15 protein-coding genes are annotated in these 19053 nt (G+C 60.9%); 10 read left to right on the top strand and 5 right to left on the bottom strand.

The features are described from left to right. The first annotated feature begins 418 nt into the window (after positions 1-418). Positions 419-2299 carry a methyl-accepting chemotaxis protein gene (locus tag ACODSV_RS32740; protein ID WP_150054307.1) on the top strand — a complete coding sequence of 627 codons (1881 nt, stop codon included), beginning with the start codon at positions 419-421 and terminating at the stop codon, positions 2297-2299. Positions 2300-2338: 39 nt separating this feature from the next. On the opposite strand, the gene ACODSV_RS32745 is transcribed toward ACODSV_RS32740, so the two are convergent. The 5 genes from ACODSV_RS32745 to ACODSV_RS32765 all read right to left on the bottom strand — a co-directional run bounded on the left by ACODSV_RS32745 (position 2339) and on the right by ACODSV_RS32765 (position 8953). Then, positions 2339-2797, bottom strand: a complete 459-nt coding sequence (locus tag ACODSV_RS32745) for an SRPBCC family protein (protein WP_150054306.1) — start codon at positions 2795-2797, stop codon at positions 2339-2341. A 19-nt stretch (positions 2798-2816) separates the two neighbouring features. Continuing rightward, on the bottom strand, positions 2817-6188 hold the full coding sequence (locus tag ACODSV_RS32750) for an amino acid adenylation domain-containing protein (protein WP_150054305.1): 3372 nt from the start codon (positions 6186-6188) through the stop codon (positions 2817-2819). Further along, positions 6185-7132 carry a diiron oxygenase gene (locus ACODSV_RS32755; RefSeq protein ID WP_024072664.1) on the bottom strand — a complete coding sequence of 316 codons (948 nt, stop codon included), beginning with the start codon at positions 7130-7132 and terminating at the stop codon, positions 6185-6187. The genes ACODSV_RS32750 and ACODSV_RS32755 overlap by 4 nt, the downstream gene beginning before the upstream one ends. Then, on the bottom strand, positions 7129-7887 hold the full coding sequence (locus tag ACODSV_RS32760) for a DUF3050 domain-containing protein (protein ID WP_150054304.1): 759 nt from the start codon (positions 7885-7887) through the stop codon (positions 7129-7131). The genes ACODSV_RS32755 and ACODSV_RS32760 overlap by 4 nt, the downstream gene beginning before the upstream one ends. A gap of 367 nt (positions 7888-8254) precedes the next feature. Beyond that, positions 8255-8953: a GntR family transcriptional regulator gene (locus ACODSV_RS32765; RefSeq protein ID WP_024072666.1), complete on the bottom strand. Its 699-nt coding sequence runs from the start codon at positions 8951-8953 to the stop codon at positions 8255-8257. 321 nt (positions 8954-9274) lie between these two features. On the opposite strand from ACODSV_RS32765, the gene ACODSV_RS32770 reads away from it, so the two are divergent. The 9 genes from ACODSV_RS32770 (at position 9275) to ACODSV_RS32810 (ending at position 18872) form a co-directional block, all read left to right on the top strand. Further along, positions 9275-10168, top strand: a complete 894-nt coding sequence (locus tag ACODSV_RS32770; RefSeq protein WP_069074977.1) for a TauD/TfdA dioxygenase family protein — start codon at positions 9275-9277, stop codon at positions 10166-10168. Between the two features lie 14 nt (positions 10169-10182). After that, positions 10183-11208 carry an ABC transporter substrate-binding protein gene (locus ACODSV_RS32775; RefSeq protein ID WP_041160807.1) on the top strand — a complete coding sequence of 342 codons (1026 nt, stop codon included), beginning with the start codon at positions 10183-10185 and terminating at the stop codon, positions 11206-11208. A 1-nt stretch (position 11209) separates the two neighbouring features. Continuing rightward, on the top strand, positions 11210-12061 hold the full coding sequence (locus ACODSV_RS32780; RefSeq protein ID WP_024072669.1) for an ABC transporter ATP-binding protein: 852 nt from the start codon (positions 11210-11212) through the stop codon (positions 12059-12061). Positions 12062-12073: 12 nt separating this feature from the next. After that, entirely contained in the window at positions 12074-12922 is an 849-nt protein-coding gene (locus ACODSV_RS32785) for an ABC transporter permease (protein WP_012721565.1), read from the top strand. 59 nt (positions 12923-12981) lie between these two features. After that, positions 12982-13902, top strand: a complete 921-nt coding sequence (locus tag ACODSV_RS32790) for a LysR family transcriptional regulator (protein WP_069074975.1) — start codon at positions 12982-12984, stop codon at positions 13900-13902. 232 nt (positions 13903-14134) lie between these two features. Then, positions 14135-15670: an MFS transporter gene (locus ACODSV_RS32795; protein WP_150056400.1), complete on the top strand. Its 1536-nt coding sequence runs from the start codon at positions 14135-14137 to the stop codon at positions 15668-15670. A 15-nt stretch (positions 15671-15685) separates the two neighbouring features. Next, on the top strand, positions 15686-16744 hold the full coding sequence (locus ACODSV_RS32800) for an HlyD family secretion protein (protein ID WP_150056401.1): 1059 nt from the start codon (positions 15686-15688) through the stop codon (positions 16742-16744). Beyond that, on the top strand, positions 16741-18186 hold the full coding sequence (locus tag ACODSV_RS32805) for an efflux transporter outer membrane subunit (RefSeq protein WP_150095394.1): 1446 nt from the start codon (positions 16741-16743) through the stop codon (positions 18184-18186). Before ACODSV_RS32800 ends, ACODSV_RS32805 begins: the two co-directional genes overlap by 4 nt. 107 nt (positions 18187-18293) lie before the next feature. Then, entirely contained in the window at positions 18294-18872 is a 579-nt protein-coding gene (locus ACODSV_RS32810; protein ID WP_150056403.1) for a hypothetical protein, read from the top strand. Positions 18873-19053: the final 181 nt, after the last annotated feature.

The following is a 19053-nucleotide window of genomic DNA, read 5'->3' on the forward strand; positions in this document are numbered from 1 at the left end:
ATCGCCGATGGTAGTGTGGGGTTTCCCCATGTGAGAGTAGGTCATCGTCAAGATTGAATTCCGAAACCCCTGTTTGCTTGCGCAGACAGGGGTTTTGTCGTTTATGGGGAAAATAATAGGCCCGTACCGAGAGCATCCCCTGCATCCGCGGCCAAGCTAATTCGTTGTAGTGGTGGGCTTCGCGCAAGCGTTCATATTGCGAATGGGGTTCGCAACAACGGGCTAGCTGGCTACCACTGGTCGGTTTCACACTCAAAAAGAGGAAGTTTCGCACAAAGGCTTAAGATTTCACTCCATTTGGCCGAAAGCCTGACGAGCCATGCGTGCACCGAAATAGAGCGAACCGAGAGTCCGCCTATACCGTACATGGAATGTTCCACTCGGCACGCCCACCCTTTTGGCAAAAGAAGTCGATGAAATGAATCTTAAGTTCAGTCATAAAATTCTGTTGGCCGCGTCAGGCGTCGTGGTTCTGGCCTTCGCGTTATTCACGCTCTACAACGACTACCTGCAGCGCAGCACCATCAAGCAAAACCTGGAATCGTCCATCCAGCAATCCGGTGAACTTACCGCCAGCAGTGTGCAGAACTGGTTGAGTGGGCGAATACTCGTACTCGAAAACCTGGCGCAAAACGTTGCCCATCAAGGCAGTGGTGCGGACCTTCCGGGCTTGGTCGACCAACCTGCGCTCACTGCAAACTTCCAGTTCACTTATGTCGGCCAGACCAACGGCGTGTTCACACAGCGTCCGGATGCGAAAATGCCCGATGGTTACGACCCGCGTCAGCGGCCCTGGTACAAACAAGCCGTGGCTGCCGATAAGACCATGCTGACCCCGCCCTACATGGCGGCGGTGGGTGGGCAGATCGTGACCATCGCCATGCCGGTGAAAAAGAACGGCGAACTGCTGGGCGTCGTCGGCGGTGACCTGAGCCTGCAAACCCTGGTAAAGATTATCAACTCGGTGGACTTTGGCGGCATCGGTCATGCGTTCCTGGTCAGTGGCGATGGCCAGGTCATCGTCAGTCCCGACCAGGACCAAGTGATGAAGAACCTCAAGGACATCTACCCTGGCACCGGTGTACGTATCGAAAAGACTAACCAGGATGTGGTACTCAATGGGCAGGATCGCATTTTGGCGTTCACCCCTATCGGCGGCTTGCCAGGCGCAGACTGGTACATTGGCCTGTCGATCGATAAGGATAAGGCCTACGCCCCGTTGGGTAAATTCCGTACATCAGCGCTGATTGCCATGCTGATTGCGGTGGTGGCGATTGCGGTGCTCTTGAGCCTGCTGATCCAAGTCTTGCTGCGGCCCCTGACTACCATGGGCGTCGCCATGCAGGATATCGCCCAGGGCGAAGGCGACCTGACCCGTCGGCTGGACGTTACCAGCAAGGACGAGTTTGGCGAGGTAGGCAGTGCATTCAACCAATTCGTCGAGCGTATCCATGCCTCCATCTCCGAAGTGTCTTCGGCGACGCGCCAGGTGCATGACCTGTCCCAGCGTGTGATGGCGTCCTCCAACGCCTCGATCATCGGCTCCGACGAGCAGAGTGCGCGGACCAACAGCGTCGCGGCCGCCATTAACGAGCTGGGGGCCGCCACCCAGGAAATCGCACGTAACGCCGCCGATGCTTCGCAGCACGCCAGCGGTGCCAGCGAGCAGGCTGACGATGGGCGCAAAGTAGTGGAGCAAACCATCCTGGCGATGTCGGAACTGTCGCAAAAAATTAGCCAGTCCTGCACCCAGATCGAAACCCTGAACGCGAGCACCGACAACATCGGCCACATTCTCGATGTGATCAAAGGCATCTCCCAACAGACCAATCTGCTCGCGCTCAACGCTGCGATCGAAGCGGCGCGTGCCGGGGAAGCCGGTCGTGGATTTGCCGTGGTTGCCGATGAGGTGCGCAACCTGGCCCACCGCACCCAGGAGTCCGCGGAGGAGATCCACAAAATGATCACTTCGTTGCAAGTGGGCTCGCGTGAGGCGGTGACCACCATGAACGCCAGCCAGACCTCCAGCGAAGAGAGTGTCGAAGTGGCTAACCAGGCGGGTGAGCGCCTGATCAGCGTGACGCAGCGTATCGTTGAAATCGACGGCATGAACCAATCGGTCGCCGCCGCCACCGAAGAGCAGACCGCTGTTGTGGAAACCCTCAACGTCGACATCAATCAGATCAATCTGCTGAACCAACAAGGCGTGGCCAATCTCAACGAAACGTTGAAGGATTGCGATGCACTGTCCCAGCAGGCCAGCCGCTTGAAGCAATTGGTCGACAGCTTCAAGATCTGACCTTGATGGCATCGGAGCGAGGCTTCTCGCTCCTATTGCTTAGCCGAGCATCCGGCGCACGTTCTCCAGTGCGCTGTCGGCGAACCCTTGGATAAACCCTTCAAACTCAGCCTGCGGCATCTCGATGGGTTCGCCAATCAGGGTCCAGGTCGCCCGTGCGCTTCCGGCGCCAAGGGCCTCCACGCTCATCGCTGCCCACAAATGGGCCACGCCGAGGGTGTTGTAGATCGTGGTCCAGGTCATGCACATGGCCTTATCGTCATGGCTATTGAGTTGCTCCACGACGCAGTGGCCATCGTGAAAATACTTCGTGCGCAAAGCACCCACGCCAACACCGGTCATCTCGATGTGCGACAGGGCAGGAATGAAGGCATCAAAGCCTGCAAAGTGACCCACCACGTCCCACAGGCGAGCCGCCTCGCGGTTGACGATGACAGACGCCACCACGGGTGTGCCTTGGGGGTTGCGGATCAATGTATCGGGTTGCAGCGGTTTCATGAGGGGGTCCTGAAGCAGTTCAGAGAAAGCCGATGGCCTTGAGGTAGTCACAGCCCTTGCGCAGCAGCGCCGAGTTCTTGTCGGGATACTGCGTGCCCATTTTCTCTATGCCCGCACGGGCGTTGTCATGACGGATCATTGAGGTATCGCCGATGTCTTCATCCAGCCCCTCCAGGTAAAAGCCCAGCACGCCAAATAACGCGTTTTCAGGGCCCACCGTTCGCAGCGCACGCTGCCAGTGCGCAACGCTGACACGCTCAAACCGGTAGCCCACCTGGCTGAACACATCGAGGTAATGATCCCAGCTCAATGGCTGAGGGTTGTGCAGGTTGAATACGTTAAGCCCGGCATCAAAACGGCCGCAGTGGAATGCGAGAAATTGGGCGAAAAAGTCCACGGGCATCAGGTCGAAGTTCACCTCCAGGCGTGGGACCAGCCCCAGTTGCAACGACCCCTTGAGCATCAGCATCAAGCGATTTTTCTGTGGCTGGCAAATACCGTTGCGGCTGTTGAAACTGATATTTCCCGGACGATGAATGTTGACCCAGGCACCTTGTGTCGTCGCGTGCGCCAATAGCCGCTCGGCGACCCATTTGGACAAGTTATAGCCATTCTTGAGGTAGATCGGCGGGGTCGCCGCGGCTGGCGTTTCGAGCACATGCCCACGGGCGTCGATACTGCTGCATGCCGACAGTGTCGAGATGAAATTGAGGACCTTCTTGCAGCGGGTCTCACACAGGCGCAGGCACTCCAGCACTGGCTCGACGTTGTGTTTTGCCAGCGAGGCATAATCCATCACGTGATTGACCTGCGCCGCGTTGTGCACCAGAGCGCCATAGTCTTGGGCCAGAGACTCATACACCTCACCCGTCAGGCCCAGGCGAGGCCGACTGATGTCTGCGGCATATACCTGTACTCGGCTCAGGTCCAAATGTTCCAGGCGATACTCACTCAACGCCTGGGCGAACCGCGTCGCTGCCGGTTGGCCTGGCAGTTCACGCACCAGGCAGGCGACCTCTGTTGCACCGCCAGCCAGCAGGGCCTCGACGATATGCACGCCGATAAAGCTGTTGGCGCCTGTAACGATCACTTTGCGCGGATCACCCACGCGTTCATCGGACAGCACCTCGATCATCGGGTCTCGCAACGCATCCCGGACCGCCTGGCCGCACGGGGCATCCGGTAGCACAGCGTCCTCCATCAGCAGTGCGAGGGTGCGAATCGTCGGCATTTCAAAGAAGCGATTCAAGGGCAGGCTGCGGCCGAGTTGCTCACGCATCCGCAGCAGCAGCGTCGATAACAGGATGGAATGGCCACCCAGGTTGAAGAAGCTGTCATCCATCGAGAACGCCTCCACGGGTAACCGCAACAGTTCACTCCATAGTTCCGCCAGCTGCATTTGCAAGGGCGTCTGCGCTGCCTGGCCCTTGGTATTCGACGCAGGTTGAACGGGCAACGCGAGCAATGCCTGGCGATCGATTTTGCCGTTGCTGGAGTACGGCAGGTTGGGTAACTCGGTCCACACGTCGGGTTGCAGGTAATCCGGCAACCACTGTTGTGCATGCTGCTTCAGGTCGGCCATCGTGGCGCCCGGCTCCGGCTGAGCGACAATGCTGCGGATCCTGCGCTCACCATCAATCACCACCGCCACCTGGCGGAACAGTCGGCTGTTACGCAGGCACTCCTCGATTTCCTGGGGCTCGACCCGCACCCCGCGGATCTTCACCTGTGCATCTCGTCGCCCGCCCAGCTCGATACCGTCGGCGGTCCACTTCGCAAGATCGCCACTTCGGTAGGCCCGCAAGGTTTCCCCACTCGGCAACGCCAGCTCGATGAAAGGATCGTCATGTGCCTGCGTTGTGTCCAGGTACCCCAGGCCGACCCCTGGGCCGACGATGTACAGTTCGCCCATCACCTGCTCGTCCACGGGTTGCAGGTACTCGTCGAGGATCAGCACTTGGCTGTTGGCGATCGGGCGGCCCAGGTTGCGGTTGCCATCGGCGGGTTGCAAGGTTCGATGGGTGACCAGCACAGTGGCTTCGGTCGGTCCGTAGAGGTTATGCAACTGGCACTGCCCGGCCAATCGTTCGATCACATACGGCTCGCAGGCATCACCGCCAGTGAGCAGGTGCGAAAGGCCCAACGGTCGCGCCAATGGCAGAATGCTGAGCAGTGCCGGCGGCAGGAACGCATGACTGATGCGCTCTTGGCGGATCAGCTCCACCAGTTGTTGTGGATCACGCCGCTGTGCCTCGCTGGGAACGAACAACTGCGCACCGGCGATCAGGCCGGGGAAAATGTCCATCAGCGACGCATCGAAATTCAACGAGGCAAATTGCAGTACGCGACTTTGTTCGCTCAACTCCATGCAGCTGCCAAACCAGGCGGTGAAGTGGGCGAGGTTACCTTGGCTGAGCAGTACACCCTTGGGCCGGCCGGTGGTGCCCGAGGTGAAGAGCACCATGCACGGGGCATGGATGTCGGGATGCCGGACACCCAAGGGGTGGGAGGTATCTGGCTGGCTGACGGTGCTCACGTCCAGTGCGACGAAGCGCTCCCGCAGCGGATGCTGGCCGTCGTCCAGTAATACCTGGGCGCCAGCACTTTCCAGCATGGCTTGCTGGCGTTGCGGTGGATGGTCCGATGTGAGCGGCAGGTACACCGCGCCACAGCCCAGCACGGCAAGAATACTGGCATACAGCGCGGTGGATTTTTCCAGGCAAACGCCAACCACCGCTGGCGCCGCACGGCTCTCCAGCAGTGGGCCAAGCTGTTGCTGGATGGCTGACGCTCGAACCTGTAACTGCCGGTAAGTCACCACGTTGCCCGCAATGTTCAGGGCGGGCCGCTCGGCAAAGGCGAGAAGGCTGGCCCGCAACCGCTCGATCATCGGCACTTGGGCGGCCTGCAACAGGGCTGGCGCCGCTGTGCGATTAAACCGATGCAGGTACGCCAGCGTCTCCAGCGCTTGCAAGCCTTGCTCGGGCCACGTGTTGGCGCAGGCTTCGCTCGCAAGATGCCCAGGGTCGCGCGCGCGGCTGCTGACGTGCAAGGCCACCCATTCCAACAGCGCGTTCGTGGCCTGCCTGCGCAATCGTTGACCGTTTCCGCTGGGTTCTTCAGCGAGATCAATCGCAGCGATCAGGCGCCGGTTGTTCTCATAGCCGCGTAACTGCAGCGCAGGCAAACCGTTGTCGCCCACAGGGCCTATGCCCAGGCGCAAGCTGATGCGTGGGGGTTCGTGCAAATGGAGAGGCAAGGGCTGGCTGCCGTCTTCGATCACCAGGTCAGTCATTTCATCGCCAGACCGATGTCCGTATTGCTCCAGCACCTGCCTCACCGTACCCAATGCGGTACTGACACCGCCCCAGCCAATCGTCAGGCGCCTCATGCCGCTCTCCCGGCCAGCAACAGATAATCGTCCAGCGCCTGGGCGATGCTCGGTGTCTGCAGCAGCCCACTGTGGTGCAGGAACCCCATGATGTTGGCGATCAGCGGATGTTGGCGGGTGATGGGAAAGTCCAGTGCTTCTATCTCGGCCCTCAATGCACCGCGAGTGCTGGCGCTGACGTCCAGATGGTCAATCAGTTGAAGGTCGAAGGCTTTCTGCAGGTCATGGGTCAGGTAGTGCGCCAGGAACGTCGGCAGGGCTCGGGCAATACCGTCGCGATCATCCACGCTGGCCGCCTCCCAATAGAGGCGCACCAAGCGTGTCCAGAACTGTGCATGGCGCCCTTCGTCAAACAGGTGGTCGGCCATCAGTCCGCGGACAGATGACTTGACGCTCTCGTCGTTGGAAAACGCGGCGACGTCCTGGGTGACGGTATTTTCGGCGATGGCCACGCCGATCAGTTCCACGGCGTCGTGCAGGTGCGCCGGGGCCTGTGCCAGCGCCGCTGGCAAGGCTCGGCTCAGCTCGATCTCCCGTGGCAGATCGAGCGGCTGTATGCCGGTCATCGCCACGGTCTGTTGGAGGAAATCCAATGCCACCAGGGCGTGGTAATCCTCATCGACCACGACAGTCATCGCGTCGTAGCGGCACACGAGGGGGAAGGGCAGGGCGAAGCGGTTCTTGGCAATGCGGCGAGCGGTCTTGTCGACGATCTCGGTTTCGAAAATCACCACATCGTTGATGAATTTGTAGAAGCTTTGCACCAGCACAAAGTCGCGCCATTGCGGGCAATGTTCGAGAAAGGTCGCACAGAGCGCCAATGGCTGGCGGCACAGCGGATAGATCAGCTTGTCGTCGTTTTCCATTTGGCGGCGAGGGCGTGTGCGAATGGTTGCTCGACGCTCCCAGTCTTCGGCGATGGAGCGGTAGTTGGCGATGTTCATGGGCGCACCGTTTGCAACGAGGCCAGCACGTCGTCCCAGAGGATCATGCGGTTTTCCACGGCCCGGAGCGCGGTTTCAGCGGCCTGCGCCTGGCGGCGTGGGTCTGCGCCGACCAGGCGTTGAAGCAACTGTTGCGCCCCTGGCTCATGGCCTTGGGTATCCAGCTCAATGTGACGGTGGAGGTAATAGCCCAGGGTGGGCGCTCGGCGATGGATGACCTCGCTACCCCGCAGCAGGCGTTCGAACATGAACGGGATGACGCTTTCGCGGCCATGCAGGAAGGCGGCTGCCACACAATGGGTCGGTGCGTTCAAGGCAATGTGCAGCGTACTCTCGACGAAACGGGCTACGCCAGGTAGCACGTCGATGTGTTGCAACGCGGTATTGGCCTTCATGCCCTGGCGTTGCAGCGTAATGAAGGTGTCAATGGTGGCGGTGCTGGCGTCCACTTCGACCATGGCGTCGCGGTATAACTCGAAGTGGCTGCAATGACCTTGTCCCAGGCGCTCGTCCGATTCCTCGCCCAGCACAATCTCATTGATCAGGCGGGCGGCTTGCGGGTCGACGGGGGGAAGCCAGGGCAACTGCGTACAGGTCAAGTCTTGTTGAAGGCGTTTGGTGAGCGTCATGAAGTCCCATACCGCAAACACATGGCTTTTCATAAAAAGTTGTAACTTGTTGAGTGAAGTTATTTCTTCAAATAACGGATGGCTGCATAACTGCAGTTTTTTTTGCTCAAGTAACGTGTGATGCATGGTTGATGCCTATAAGTTGTTGCGACTGCTCTGAACACAGGGGGGGGCGTTTACGGCTTGGAAGTAGATAGGTAGCGTTTGGCCAAGCCCCGCCTGCAGGCGCGGAGTTACGTGGCCGGATGAAGTGGTTTTTTATTGGCGAAAGACAATAAGCCGATTGAGTGCCTGGATAAGCTTATAAGTGTATTAGTTGCTTATCTGGGGGCGGCATTTATTGTGGGTAAGTTGTTTTATCAAGGGTGGGAAGTTTCATGTCCCAGCGTTAATAGGCGCGTGTTGTTCCGGCTAAGAAGTGCCGGCGCGGGACGCTCCCCGATGGGAAGCGAGCCCCGCAGTGCATAGGGGGCAGGCGAGGTGCTGGAAAACCTTACGAATGGGGCGCTTCAAGGCCCTTGAGGTAGGTGGCGATTACCTCCATCCCGCGCATCAAGTGATTACGCAGTGTCAGGATGCTTTCGTCGATCTTCTTCTGTGCCACCAGCTTCAGCAGTTCGCGGTGATCTTCCTGGGAGGTCTCGCCCAGCCCCATCGCCTCGAGGTTGAAGCGCAGGAAGCGTTCCTCTTCATTCAAGCCATGCTCGACCAACTTGAGTAGCCGTTGATTCGGTGCCTTGCCGTACAGGGCCATGTGGAACAGGCGGTTGAGGCGCCCAATCTTGGTGTAGTCCTTCTCACGTTCCAAGGCATTGATGCAGGCCTCGGCCTCGGCAATGTCGGCGTCGGTGAGCAGGGGGATCGACAAGCGCAGCGCCTCGGATTCCAGCAGCATGCGCAGGGCGTAGGTTTCAGCTGAATTGTCTTCGATCAACGGCGCCACCACCGCGCCTTTGTGCGTCACCACATGCAACAGCGACTGTGCCTCCAACTGACGCAATGCCTCGCGCACGGGCATGCGGCTGACCCCGAACAGGCTGGCCAGCTCTTGCTGGCGCATGGCGGTACCGCATGGCAATCGACCATCAAGGATGGCATTGCGCAAGGTTTCTTCAATGACTGAACGAGCAAGATGAGCGGGAATAGGCCCGCTGACCTTAATGCTGCTCAAAGGGTTCGGCTTCTGCGTCACGGCTACGCTTTGCTCCTTCTTAGAAGAGGGATGGCTAATTGGATCCAATGCACACTAGAGCCTGCCTACAGGCTTGTCAAACGGGCAAGGTTTTCGGCTTGTAAGCGGCTAAACACGCTGATCACGGCACTCACAGTGTATTTTTGCGGCATCTTACAGAGGGCGCGGACGGGATGCTGCGTTGCTCTGGTCTATTCGTTGGCCTTCGCTGCCGGCGGGTTTTCGACGGTACATTCCTGTCTATCGATATTCACTAATGGTATTTAAAATGTCGTTCTTATATCTATAAAGTCACTCTCCTGTCCGACCGGGAGTGAACTCATGTCCGCCGCCTCTACTGTTCCAACAGTGACCCCTACTACCCAGCATTTCGAGGTCCGCCCATTACCCGGCAGCGTAGGCGCCGAGATCGTCGGCCTGGACCTGTCGCGCCCGGTCAACGACCAGGACTTCGCCCGCATCCACCGCGCGCACCTGGAGCACCATGTCGTCGTGTTCCGCGACCAACGTATCACCCCCCAACAGCAGATCGACTTCAGTCGCCGCTTCGGCGTGTTGCAGATTCACGTGCTCAAACAGTTCCTGCTGGCCAACCATCCGGAAATCCTGATCGTCTCCAACATCATCGAAAACGGCCAATCCATCGGCCTGGGCGACGCGGGTAAGTTCTGGCATTCGGACCTGTCCTATAAGGAGCTGCCCAGCCTCGGCTCGATGCTGCACGCCCAGGAGCTGCCTGCCGAAGGCGGTGACACCCTGTTTGCCGACATGCACAAAGCCTGGGACCAACTGCCTGGGCACCTGCGTGCAGCTGTCGAAGGCCGCAGTGCTGCGCATTCCTACACCGCGCGCTACAGCGAGACCAAGTTCGAAGGTAACTGGCGGCCGACGCTGACACCTGAGCAGCTCGCCCAGGTCGCGCAAGTGGTGCACCCGATCGTACGCACCCACCCGGAAAACGGCCGCAAGGCCCTGTTCGTCAGTGAAGGCTTCACCACGCACATCGTCGGTTTGCCGGAGGACGAAAGCCGCGATTTGCTGGCCCAGCTCTACGCCCATAGCGTGCTGCCGGAAAATATCTACCGCCACCAATGGCAGCCCCACGACCTGGTGTTCTGGGACAACCGTTCGTTGATCCACCTGGCCGCCGGCTGCCCCAGCCATCTACGCCGCAAGCTGTACCGCACCACCATCCAGGGCGACGCGCCTTTCTGATTCGGAGCATGACCATGTCCAGGAACATTCCATTTGCACGGCTGGCGGCGACCGTCGGCCTTGGTGTCAGTCTGTTGGCGGGCAGCCTGGTTGCTCCGACGGCTGCCCAGGCCGAAGGCGAGATCCGCATTGCCGAACAGTTCGGTATCGTCTACCTGCTGCTTAACGTGGTGCGCGACCAGAATTTGATCGAAAAATACGGCAAGCAGGAAGGCCTCGACATCAAGGTCGATTGGACCCAGCTGTCCGGCGGCGCGGCGGTCAACGACGCGCTGCTCTCTGGCTCTATCGATATCGCCGGTGCTGGCGTTGGCCCACTGCTGACCATCTGGGACCGTACCCACGGCAAACAGAACGTCAAGGCCGTGGCGTCCCTGGGCAACTTCCCGTACTACCTGGTGAGCAACAACCCCAAGGTCAAGACTATCGCCGACTTCACCGACAAAGATCGCATCGCCGTCCCGGCCGTGGGTGTTTCGGTACAGTCGCGTTTCCTGCAATACGCCGCCGCCAAGCAGTGGGGCGACAAGGAATTCAATCGCCTCGACAAGTACACCGTTGCCGTCCCGCACCCTGACGCCACCGCTGCGTTGATTGCCGGCGGTACCGAGTTGACCGGGCACTTCTCTAACCCGCCGTTCCAGGACCAGGCGCTGGCCAACCCCAACGTGCATGTGGTGTTGAACACCTATGACCTGCTGGGGCCGAATTCGCCGACCGTGCTGTTCGCCACCGAAAAATTCCGCAACGACAACCCCAAGACCTACAAGGCGTTTGTCGAGGCGTTGACCGAAGCCGCGCAGTTTGCCCAGAACGACAAAGGTGCCGCTGCCGACACCTACATCCGCGTGACCAAGGCCAAGATCGACCGTACCGAACTGCTGAAAATCATCGACAACCCGCAGTTCGAGTTCAGCGTTACACCGAAAAATACCTACCCGCTGGCGGAATTCCTCTACCGCGTCGGCGCCATCAAGAACAAGCCGGAATCGTGGAAGGACTACTTCTTCCAGGACGCCAAGCCCCTGCAAGGAAGTTGAGATGAACGCGCTCTTGCAAGGCCACACGGCCAGCAACCTGCATACCACCGCTCCGTTGCTCGCGGTGGACAACGTCAGCCTGGAATACCGTACTCCCGAGCGCGTGGTGCGGGCCACGCACCAGGTCAGTTTCGAGATCGACCCGGCCGACCGCTACGTGTTGCTCGGCCCGTCGGGCTGCGGCAAATCTACCTTGCTCAAGTCCATCGCGGGGTTTATCAAACCCTGCGAAGGTGAAATTCGCCTGCTGGGGCAAAAGGTCGAACAGCCGGGCCCTGACCGCATCGTGGTGTTCCAGGAGTTCGACCAGTTGCCGCCGTGGAAAACCGTCAAGCAGAACGTGATGTTTCCGCTGCTGGCGTCGAAAACGCTACCGCGTCGGGAAGCCGAAGAGCGGGCGTTGCACTACCTCGACAAAGTCGGCCTCAGCGCCTTTGCCGACGCTTACCCGCACACGCTTTCCGGCGGTATGAAAGCCCGCGTGGCCATCGCTCGCGCCCTGGCCATGCAGCCGAAGATCCTGCTGATGGACGAACCCTTCGCCGCCCTCGACGCCCTGACCCGGCGCAAGATGCAGGAAGAATTGCTGCTGCTGTGGGAGGAGGTGCGTTTCACCCTGCTGTTCGTCACCCACTCCATCGAAGAAGCCCTGGTGGTGGGCAATCGCATCCTATTGCTGTCCCCCCATCCCGGGCGCGTGCGCGCGGAAATCCACAGCCATCAATACAACCTGCACAGCCTCGGCGGCGTGGAGTTCCAGGCGTCGGCGCGGCGCATTCATCGCCTGCTGTTCGATGAAGCGCCCGAGGCCGAACGTGAGTTGGGTTTCGCCGACATCCGCATCGCTTACTAAGAGGGCAGCCCAATGCGCCAGGAATACGAAATTACCCTTGAGCCGCTGCTCAGCGTCCCCGTGGAGCGCGAACTGCCCCTGCGCCAACGCCTGTGGCAACAAGGCTGGCTGCGCAAGGGCCTGATCCTGATCGTGCTTGCGATCCTGTGGGAAGCCGTCGCGCGCTACCAGAACAACGACCTGCTGCTGCCGAGTTTCCTGCAGACCTTTCACGCGCTCTATGACGGCCTGCTCAGTGGCGAACTGCTGAGCAAGGTGAGCATCTCGCTGGTGGTATTGATCAAGGGCTACCTGATCGGCATCGTGCTGGCGTTTGCCCTGACCACCCTCGCGGTGTCGACGCAATTGGGGCGCGACCTGCTGAGCACCCTGACCTCAATGTTCAACCCCTTGCCGGCCATTGCCCTGTTACCGCTGGCGCTGCTGTGGTTCGGCCTGGGCCAGAACAGCCTGATCTTCGTGCTGGTGCATTCGGTGTTGTGGGCTCTGGCGCTCAACACCTATTCGGGGTTCCTCGGCGTTTCCGAAACCCTGCGCATGGCCGGCCGCAACTATGGCCTCAAGGGCATGCGCTTTGTGCTGTTCATCCTGATCCCGGCAGCGCTGCCGTCGATTCTCGCCGGCCTCAAGATCGGCTGGGCATTCGCCTGGCGCACGCTGATCGCTGCCGAGTTGGTGTTTGGTGCAACAAGCGGCAAGGGGGGGCTGGGCTGGTACATCTTCCAGAACCGTAATGAGCTGTACACCGACAAGGTATTTGCCGGGTTGGCGGTGGTGATCCTGATCGGGTTGTTAGTGGAAAACCTGGTGTTCGACACCTTCGAGCGGCTCACCGTGAAACGCTGGGGCATGCAGCGCTGATACGCCCATGCTGCTACGATTGCGGCCAGTTCACTCCCGACTGATCACGAGTGCTTGGCATGCAACTACCAGACATGAACCTGCTGGTCGCCCTCGACGCTTTGCTCGACGAGGGCAGCGTGGTGGGCGCCGCGCGGCGGATGAACCTCAGCCCGGCGGCCATGAGTCGCACGCTCACGCGCATTCGCGAGGCAGTGGGTGACCCGATCCTGGTGCGTGCCGGGCGCGGCCTGGTGCCGACGCCCAAGGCGCTGGAACTGCAAGGCCAAGTGCGCAATGTGGTGGAGCAGGCGGCGCTGTTGTTTCGTTCGGCGGACCAAGTGGACTTGAGCACCCTGCGCCGCCGTTTCAGCGTGCGTGCCAATGACTTCTTCATCGGCGTATACGGCGGACGCCTGTTCGACACCATGGAGCGCATGGCGCCCCTGTGCGAGCTGTGCTTCGTACCGGAAGGCGACACCGACGACGAGGCGCTGCGCGAAGGGCGTCTGGACCTGCGGGTGAGCAATACCATGCCCTCCAGTCCCGAGGTCAAGGTGCAGAACCTGTTCTCCACCACCTTCGTCGGCCTGGCGCGGGAAGACCACCCGTTGTTCGATGAAGACATCACCGCTGCGCGTTTCGCCAGTTATTCCCATATCAGCATTTCCCGGCGCGGCATCGCTCGCGGGCCGATCGACACCGCCCTGAATGCCCAGGGCCTGGAGCGCCGCGTGGCGATGATCGCCCCAGGCTTTCATGGTGCGATGTTCATGCTGCCCGACTCCGACCTGATCCTGCCGGTGCCCAAGGAAGCGCTCTACAGCGCCAATCGCTTGAAATTGCCGCTGCGTGCATTCGCCTTGCCGATTTCGTTGCCGACCCTGGTCCTGGCTCAATCCTGGCATCCGCGCTTCGACAAAGACCCGGCCCACAAATGGCTGCGCGAGACGATGCGCGAAAGTTGCCACGCCACCTGGCTGGAAGCGCAGCCGACCTGATTTGTACGTCATGCACAGTCAAATGTGGGAGGGGGCTTGCCCCCGATTGCGGTGGATCAGATAGAAAATCTGTATCTGGCACAGCAATCGGGGGCAAGCCCCCTCCCACAAGGGTTCTGTGGTGAATTCAGGATTGCGCCTGGTGCACTTATACCCTGCCAACATGTAACTTTTTGTCATGGATGTGCCTGATTAAACTGCTCGGGTATTTCTAATCCCGAGTTACCTGTACATGACTTCCCTCGCTGCCCCCTCCCTTGCGGCCGCAGCCAAACCCACGGCCATCACCCCGCCTGTATTTGGCCCGCGCATCATCATCGGCCTGGTCGGCGTGTTGCTGGCGGTGCTGGTGTCCGGTCTCAACGAGATGGTCACCAAGGTGGCCCTCGCGGATATTCGCGGTGCGCTGTACATCGGTTTTGATGAAGGCACCTGGCTGGTCGCCGCCTACACCGCCACTTCCGTGTCGGCCATGGCCTTCGCGCCTTGGTGTTCGGTGACGTTTTCCCTGCGCCGTTTCACCCTGTGCGCGATCGCTCTGTTCACTGTGCTGGGCATCCTGTGCCCCTTCGCGCCGAACTACCAAAGCCTGCTGCTGCTGCGCACCGTCCAGGGCCTGGCGGGTGGGGCGTTGCCGCCGATGCTGATGACCGTGGCGCTGCGCTTCCTGCCGGCCAACGTCAAGCTGTATGGCTTGGCCGGTTACGCGCTCACCGCCACGTTCGGCCCGAGCCTGGGCACGCCGTTGGCGGCGCTGTGGACCGAGTATGTCGGCTGGCAGTGGGCGTTCTGGCAGATCGTCGGGCCGTGCCTGCTGGCGATGGCCGCCGTGGCCTACGGCCTGCCACAAGACCCGCTGCGCCTGGAGCGCCTCAAGCAGTTCAACTGGCGCGGCCTGCTGCTGGGGTTCCCGGCGATCTGCATGCTGGTGATCGGCCTGTTGCAGGGCAATCGCCTGGACTGGTTCGAGTCGGGCCTGATCACCTTCCTGCTGTGTGGCGGCACGGTGTTGCTGGTGCTGTTCCTGCTCAATGAATGGTCGCAGCCAATACCGTTCTTTAAATTGCAGATGCTTGGCCTGCGCAACCTGTCGTTTGCCCTGATCGTGCTGGCCGGGGTGTTGATGGTGCTGACCTCGGTGATCATCATCCCGTCGAGTTTCCTCGCCCAGGTCCAGGGTTATCGGCCCCTGCAAACCGCGCCGCTGATGCTGCTGATGGCGCTGCCGCAATTGATTGCGCTGCCGCTGGTGGCGGCGTTGTGCAACCTGCGTTGGGTCGATTGCCGCTGGGTGCTGGGCATCGGGCTGGGCATGTTGGTGCTGTCCTGCCTGGGCAGCACGCACTTGACCTCGGCGTGGATTCGCGACGACTTCTACGGCCTGTACCTGCTGCAAATCTTCGGGCAGCCCATGGCGGTGTTGCCGTTGCTGATGCTCTCCACCGGCAGCATCCAACCGGCGGATGGGCCGTTTGCCTCGGCCTGGTTCAACACCGTCAAAGGCCTGGCCGCCGTGATTGCCACCGGCGTGCTGGATGCACTGACCACCCAGCGCCTGCACTTTCACTCGACCATGCTGGTGGACCGCCTGGGCAACTCGCCCCTGGCCGATGGCGACGCGTCGGGGCTTGCCCACCGCCTGCACGAGCAGGCCGTAGTGCTCACGTCTTCGGATCTCTATTCCGTCATGGCCGCTGTTGCGGCGGCGTTGATCCTGCTGATTTTCTGGATGCCCACGCGGATTTTTCCGCCTCGCGCACCGACCTAGCCACAAGGACTTCTCATGAAACGCAAAGACAAAATAGCCGTCTCTGTCATCGTCGTATTCGCCGTCGGCGTGTTGGTGTACCTGGTCGCGCCGGGGCTACTGGGCAACAAGCGCCAAGCCACCAACGACGCCTTCGTTGCCGCCGACTTCACCCTAGTGGCGCCGCGCGTGGCCGGTTTTATCAAGGAGGTGCTGGTGGAAGACAACCAGCGCGTCAAGGCCGGCCAGTTGCTGGCGCTGATCGACGACCGTGATTTTCGCGCCGCCGCCCAGGCCGCCGATGCCGACACTTTGGTCGCCCAGGCCCAGCTGAAAAACGCCAGCGCGACCCTGGAACGTCAAAGCTCGGTGATCGCCCAGGCCCAGGCCACCGTGGCGGCAGACCGTGCCGAAGTGGCCTTCGCCGAACACGAACTGAACCGCTACAACCACCTCGCCGGTGTGGGCGCGGGTACTGTGCAGAACGCCCAGCAAGCCAAGACCCGTATTGACCAGGCCAACGCACGCCTGGCCAGTGCCACGGCGGTGCTGGCGGCCGAACGCAAGCAGGTGGAAATCCTCACGGCCCAGCGCGACGCCGCCGAGGGGGGGCTCAAGCGCGCCCAGGCCGCTTTGGAAATGGCCAGCTATCAGCTGTCCTACACGCGCATCGTCGCGCCGGTGGATGGCATGGTCGGCGAGCGCGCGGTGCGGGTGGGCGCCTATGTGACGCCGGGCAGCAAGATCCTCGCGGTGGTGCCGTTGGCCGAGGCCTACGTGGTGGCCAACTTCCAGGAAACCCAGCTTTACCATATGCACGCTGGCCAAGCCGTGCAGGTACGTGTCGACAGCCTCGACGGCGAGTTGCTCAACGGCCACCTGGAAAGCCTGGCGCCTGCGACCGGGGTGACGTTCGCCTCGGTCAAACCGGATAACGCCACCGGTAACTTCACCAAGGTGGTGCAGCGCATCCCGGTGAAGATCGTCCTCGAACCGAATCAGCCGCTGACCGAGCGCCTGCGGGTCGGCATGTCGGTGGAAGCCAGCGTCGACACCCAGCCGGTCACGCAGCCGCGTGAGGTGGCCCAGCAATGAGATCGTTTGCCTGGCTCACCTTAAGCCTGCTCAGCCTGGGCGCCTGCACCGTCGGCCCGGATTTCCAACGGCCCCAGGGCCCTCACGTCACGCAATGGAATGAGCCCCAAGGTCGTCAGGCCGCCAGCCGCGCGGTCACTGGCCCGCTGGAGGAGCGCTGGTGGGACGTGTTCCACGACGAGCAACTCTCGGCCCTGACGCGTCGTGCCCTCACCGATAACCTCGACCTGAAACTGGCCAGCAGTCGCTTGCAACAAAGTCGCGCCGTGCGCCAGGTGACGACCGCCGAGCGTTACCCCCGTGTCGATGCAACAGGGGCTTACCAGCGCAAACGCAATAGCGGCGAAGGTTTGAACGACCCCTCCGGCGAGAACGGCCGTTCGGCGTTCAACCAATGGGACGCAGGCTTCTCCGCCTCCTGGGAGCTGGATTTCTGGGGGCGGGTCAAACGCGAAACCGAAGCCGCCGACGCCACCCTGCAAGTCGCCGAAAACGACCGTCGCGCCGTCTTGCTGTCGGTGCTGGCCGAGACCGCCCAGGACTACATCCAACTGCGCGGCGTGCAAAATACCCGTGCTGTCACCGAGCAAAACCTCGACGTCGCTCGCCACAGCCTCAAGCTCTCGCAACTGCGCCTGGCCGACGGCGTGGCCACCGACCTGGACGTGGCCGAAGCCGCCGCCCAGGTCGCGGCCATCGAAGCGCGCCTGCCGGATTTGCAACAGCGCCAGGACCAGTTGATCAACGCCCTCAGCCTGTTGATGGGTGAGCCGCCGCAAGCCCTGCATGCACAATTGTCCAAGGATGCTGCGGTGCCGCAGACCCAACGCCAGGTCGCCATCGGCCTGCCCTCGGAACTCGCCGAGCGCCGCCCGGACATCCGCCAGGCCGAGGCCCGCCTGCACGCCGCGACCGCCAGCATCGGTGTGGCCAAGGGCGACTTTTACCCGCGCATCACCTTGTCCGGCAGCCTCGGCTCCCAGGCCATGCAACTGTCGGATTTCGGCTCCTGGGGCTCCCGTGCGTTTGCCTTCGGCCCGCAATTGAGCCTGCCGCTGTTCAACGGCGGGCGCCTGCAAGGCATGTTGAACCTGCGCGAAGCCCAGCAACAGGAAGCGGCGCTGGCCTATCAGCAAACCGTGCTGCGCGCCTGGCATGAGATCGACGATCAACTGACCCGCTACAACGCCAGCCAATTACGCCGCGACAGCCTGGCCGAAGCCGTGCGCCAGAACCAGATCGCCCTGACCACCGCGCAGCATCAGTACGTCGAGGGCGTGGTGGATTTCGTCAACGTACTCACGGTGCAAGGTGCACTGCTGGCCACGCAGGAGCAGTGGGTGGAGAGTTCTACCGGGGTGTCGTTGGCGATGGTGGGGTTGTATAAAGCGCTGGGTGGGGGCTGGGAGTCGGTGTATCCGCTGGTGCAGGCTCAGCGCTGAAAATTGGACTATCCGATGTATGACGGTTCTTGATTTTTGCTGCAATCATCTTTGGTAAGCCATGATTGTTAAGCTTTCAGGCCGATTATTTCCTGTGAGCTTTTCTGATGTCGGTCATCGAAAATCCCTACGCCCCTCCGCAAGCTGATTTAGGCAGCCCATCCACCGTAAGCCAACCCACGTTCTTCGTGGTCGCGCCGCGCAAGCTGGTACTGATGGTGTTGCTGTCCCAAGGTTTTTATCTCTTCTATTGGTGCTACCAGCAGTGGGCCTGCTATCGGCGGGCTACTGGCGCAAAGGTGCTGCCGCTGGTGCGAGCGTTCTTCTCGGTGCTTTTTCTGTATTCGCTGGTGATGAAAATCAGGCAGAAACTGGTGCTTGACGGTACGACCTATCGCTGGTGGCCGCGAGCCACGGCGCTGGGGCTTATTGCGTGTGGGTTGTTACCCTTTACCTACCTTTTTTTCGTTACAGCCATGACTGCAATGAAGTTGGGCGTGTGCTTGATGATCGTGCAGATATCGCTGTTCGTGCAGGTGCAAGGCGCGGTGAACCTGATCGAGGGCGACACACAGGGCGAGGCGAACAATCGGCTGACTTGGGCTAACGCAATCTGGATCGTGTTCGGGCTGGGCATGTGGAGCCTGGGCTTTATAGGGGCGTTTCACGAGCAAGGGCTGTCGTGATTGTTTGTCAGGTGCCCAGTGTCCCGGTGATCCGACCCTGAAGTGTTGGACGCCTTCTACGCCTGCCAAGTGTGAGCCCCGTCTTCTACAGGGCTCAACACTTAGGGAAGCGCCTGTCTTTATAATGCGAACCTTCCGACATTCGCCACGGATAGCAACTCTTTACTCTCTGTGACTTCGC

This window comes from Pseudomonas sp. FG86, assembly GCF_057808775.1.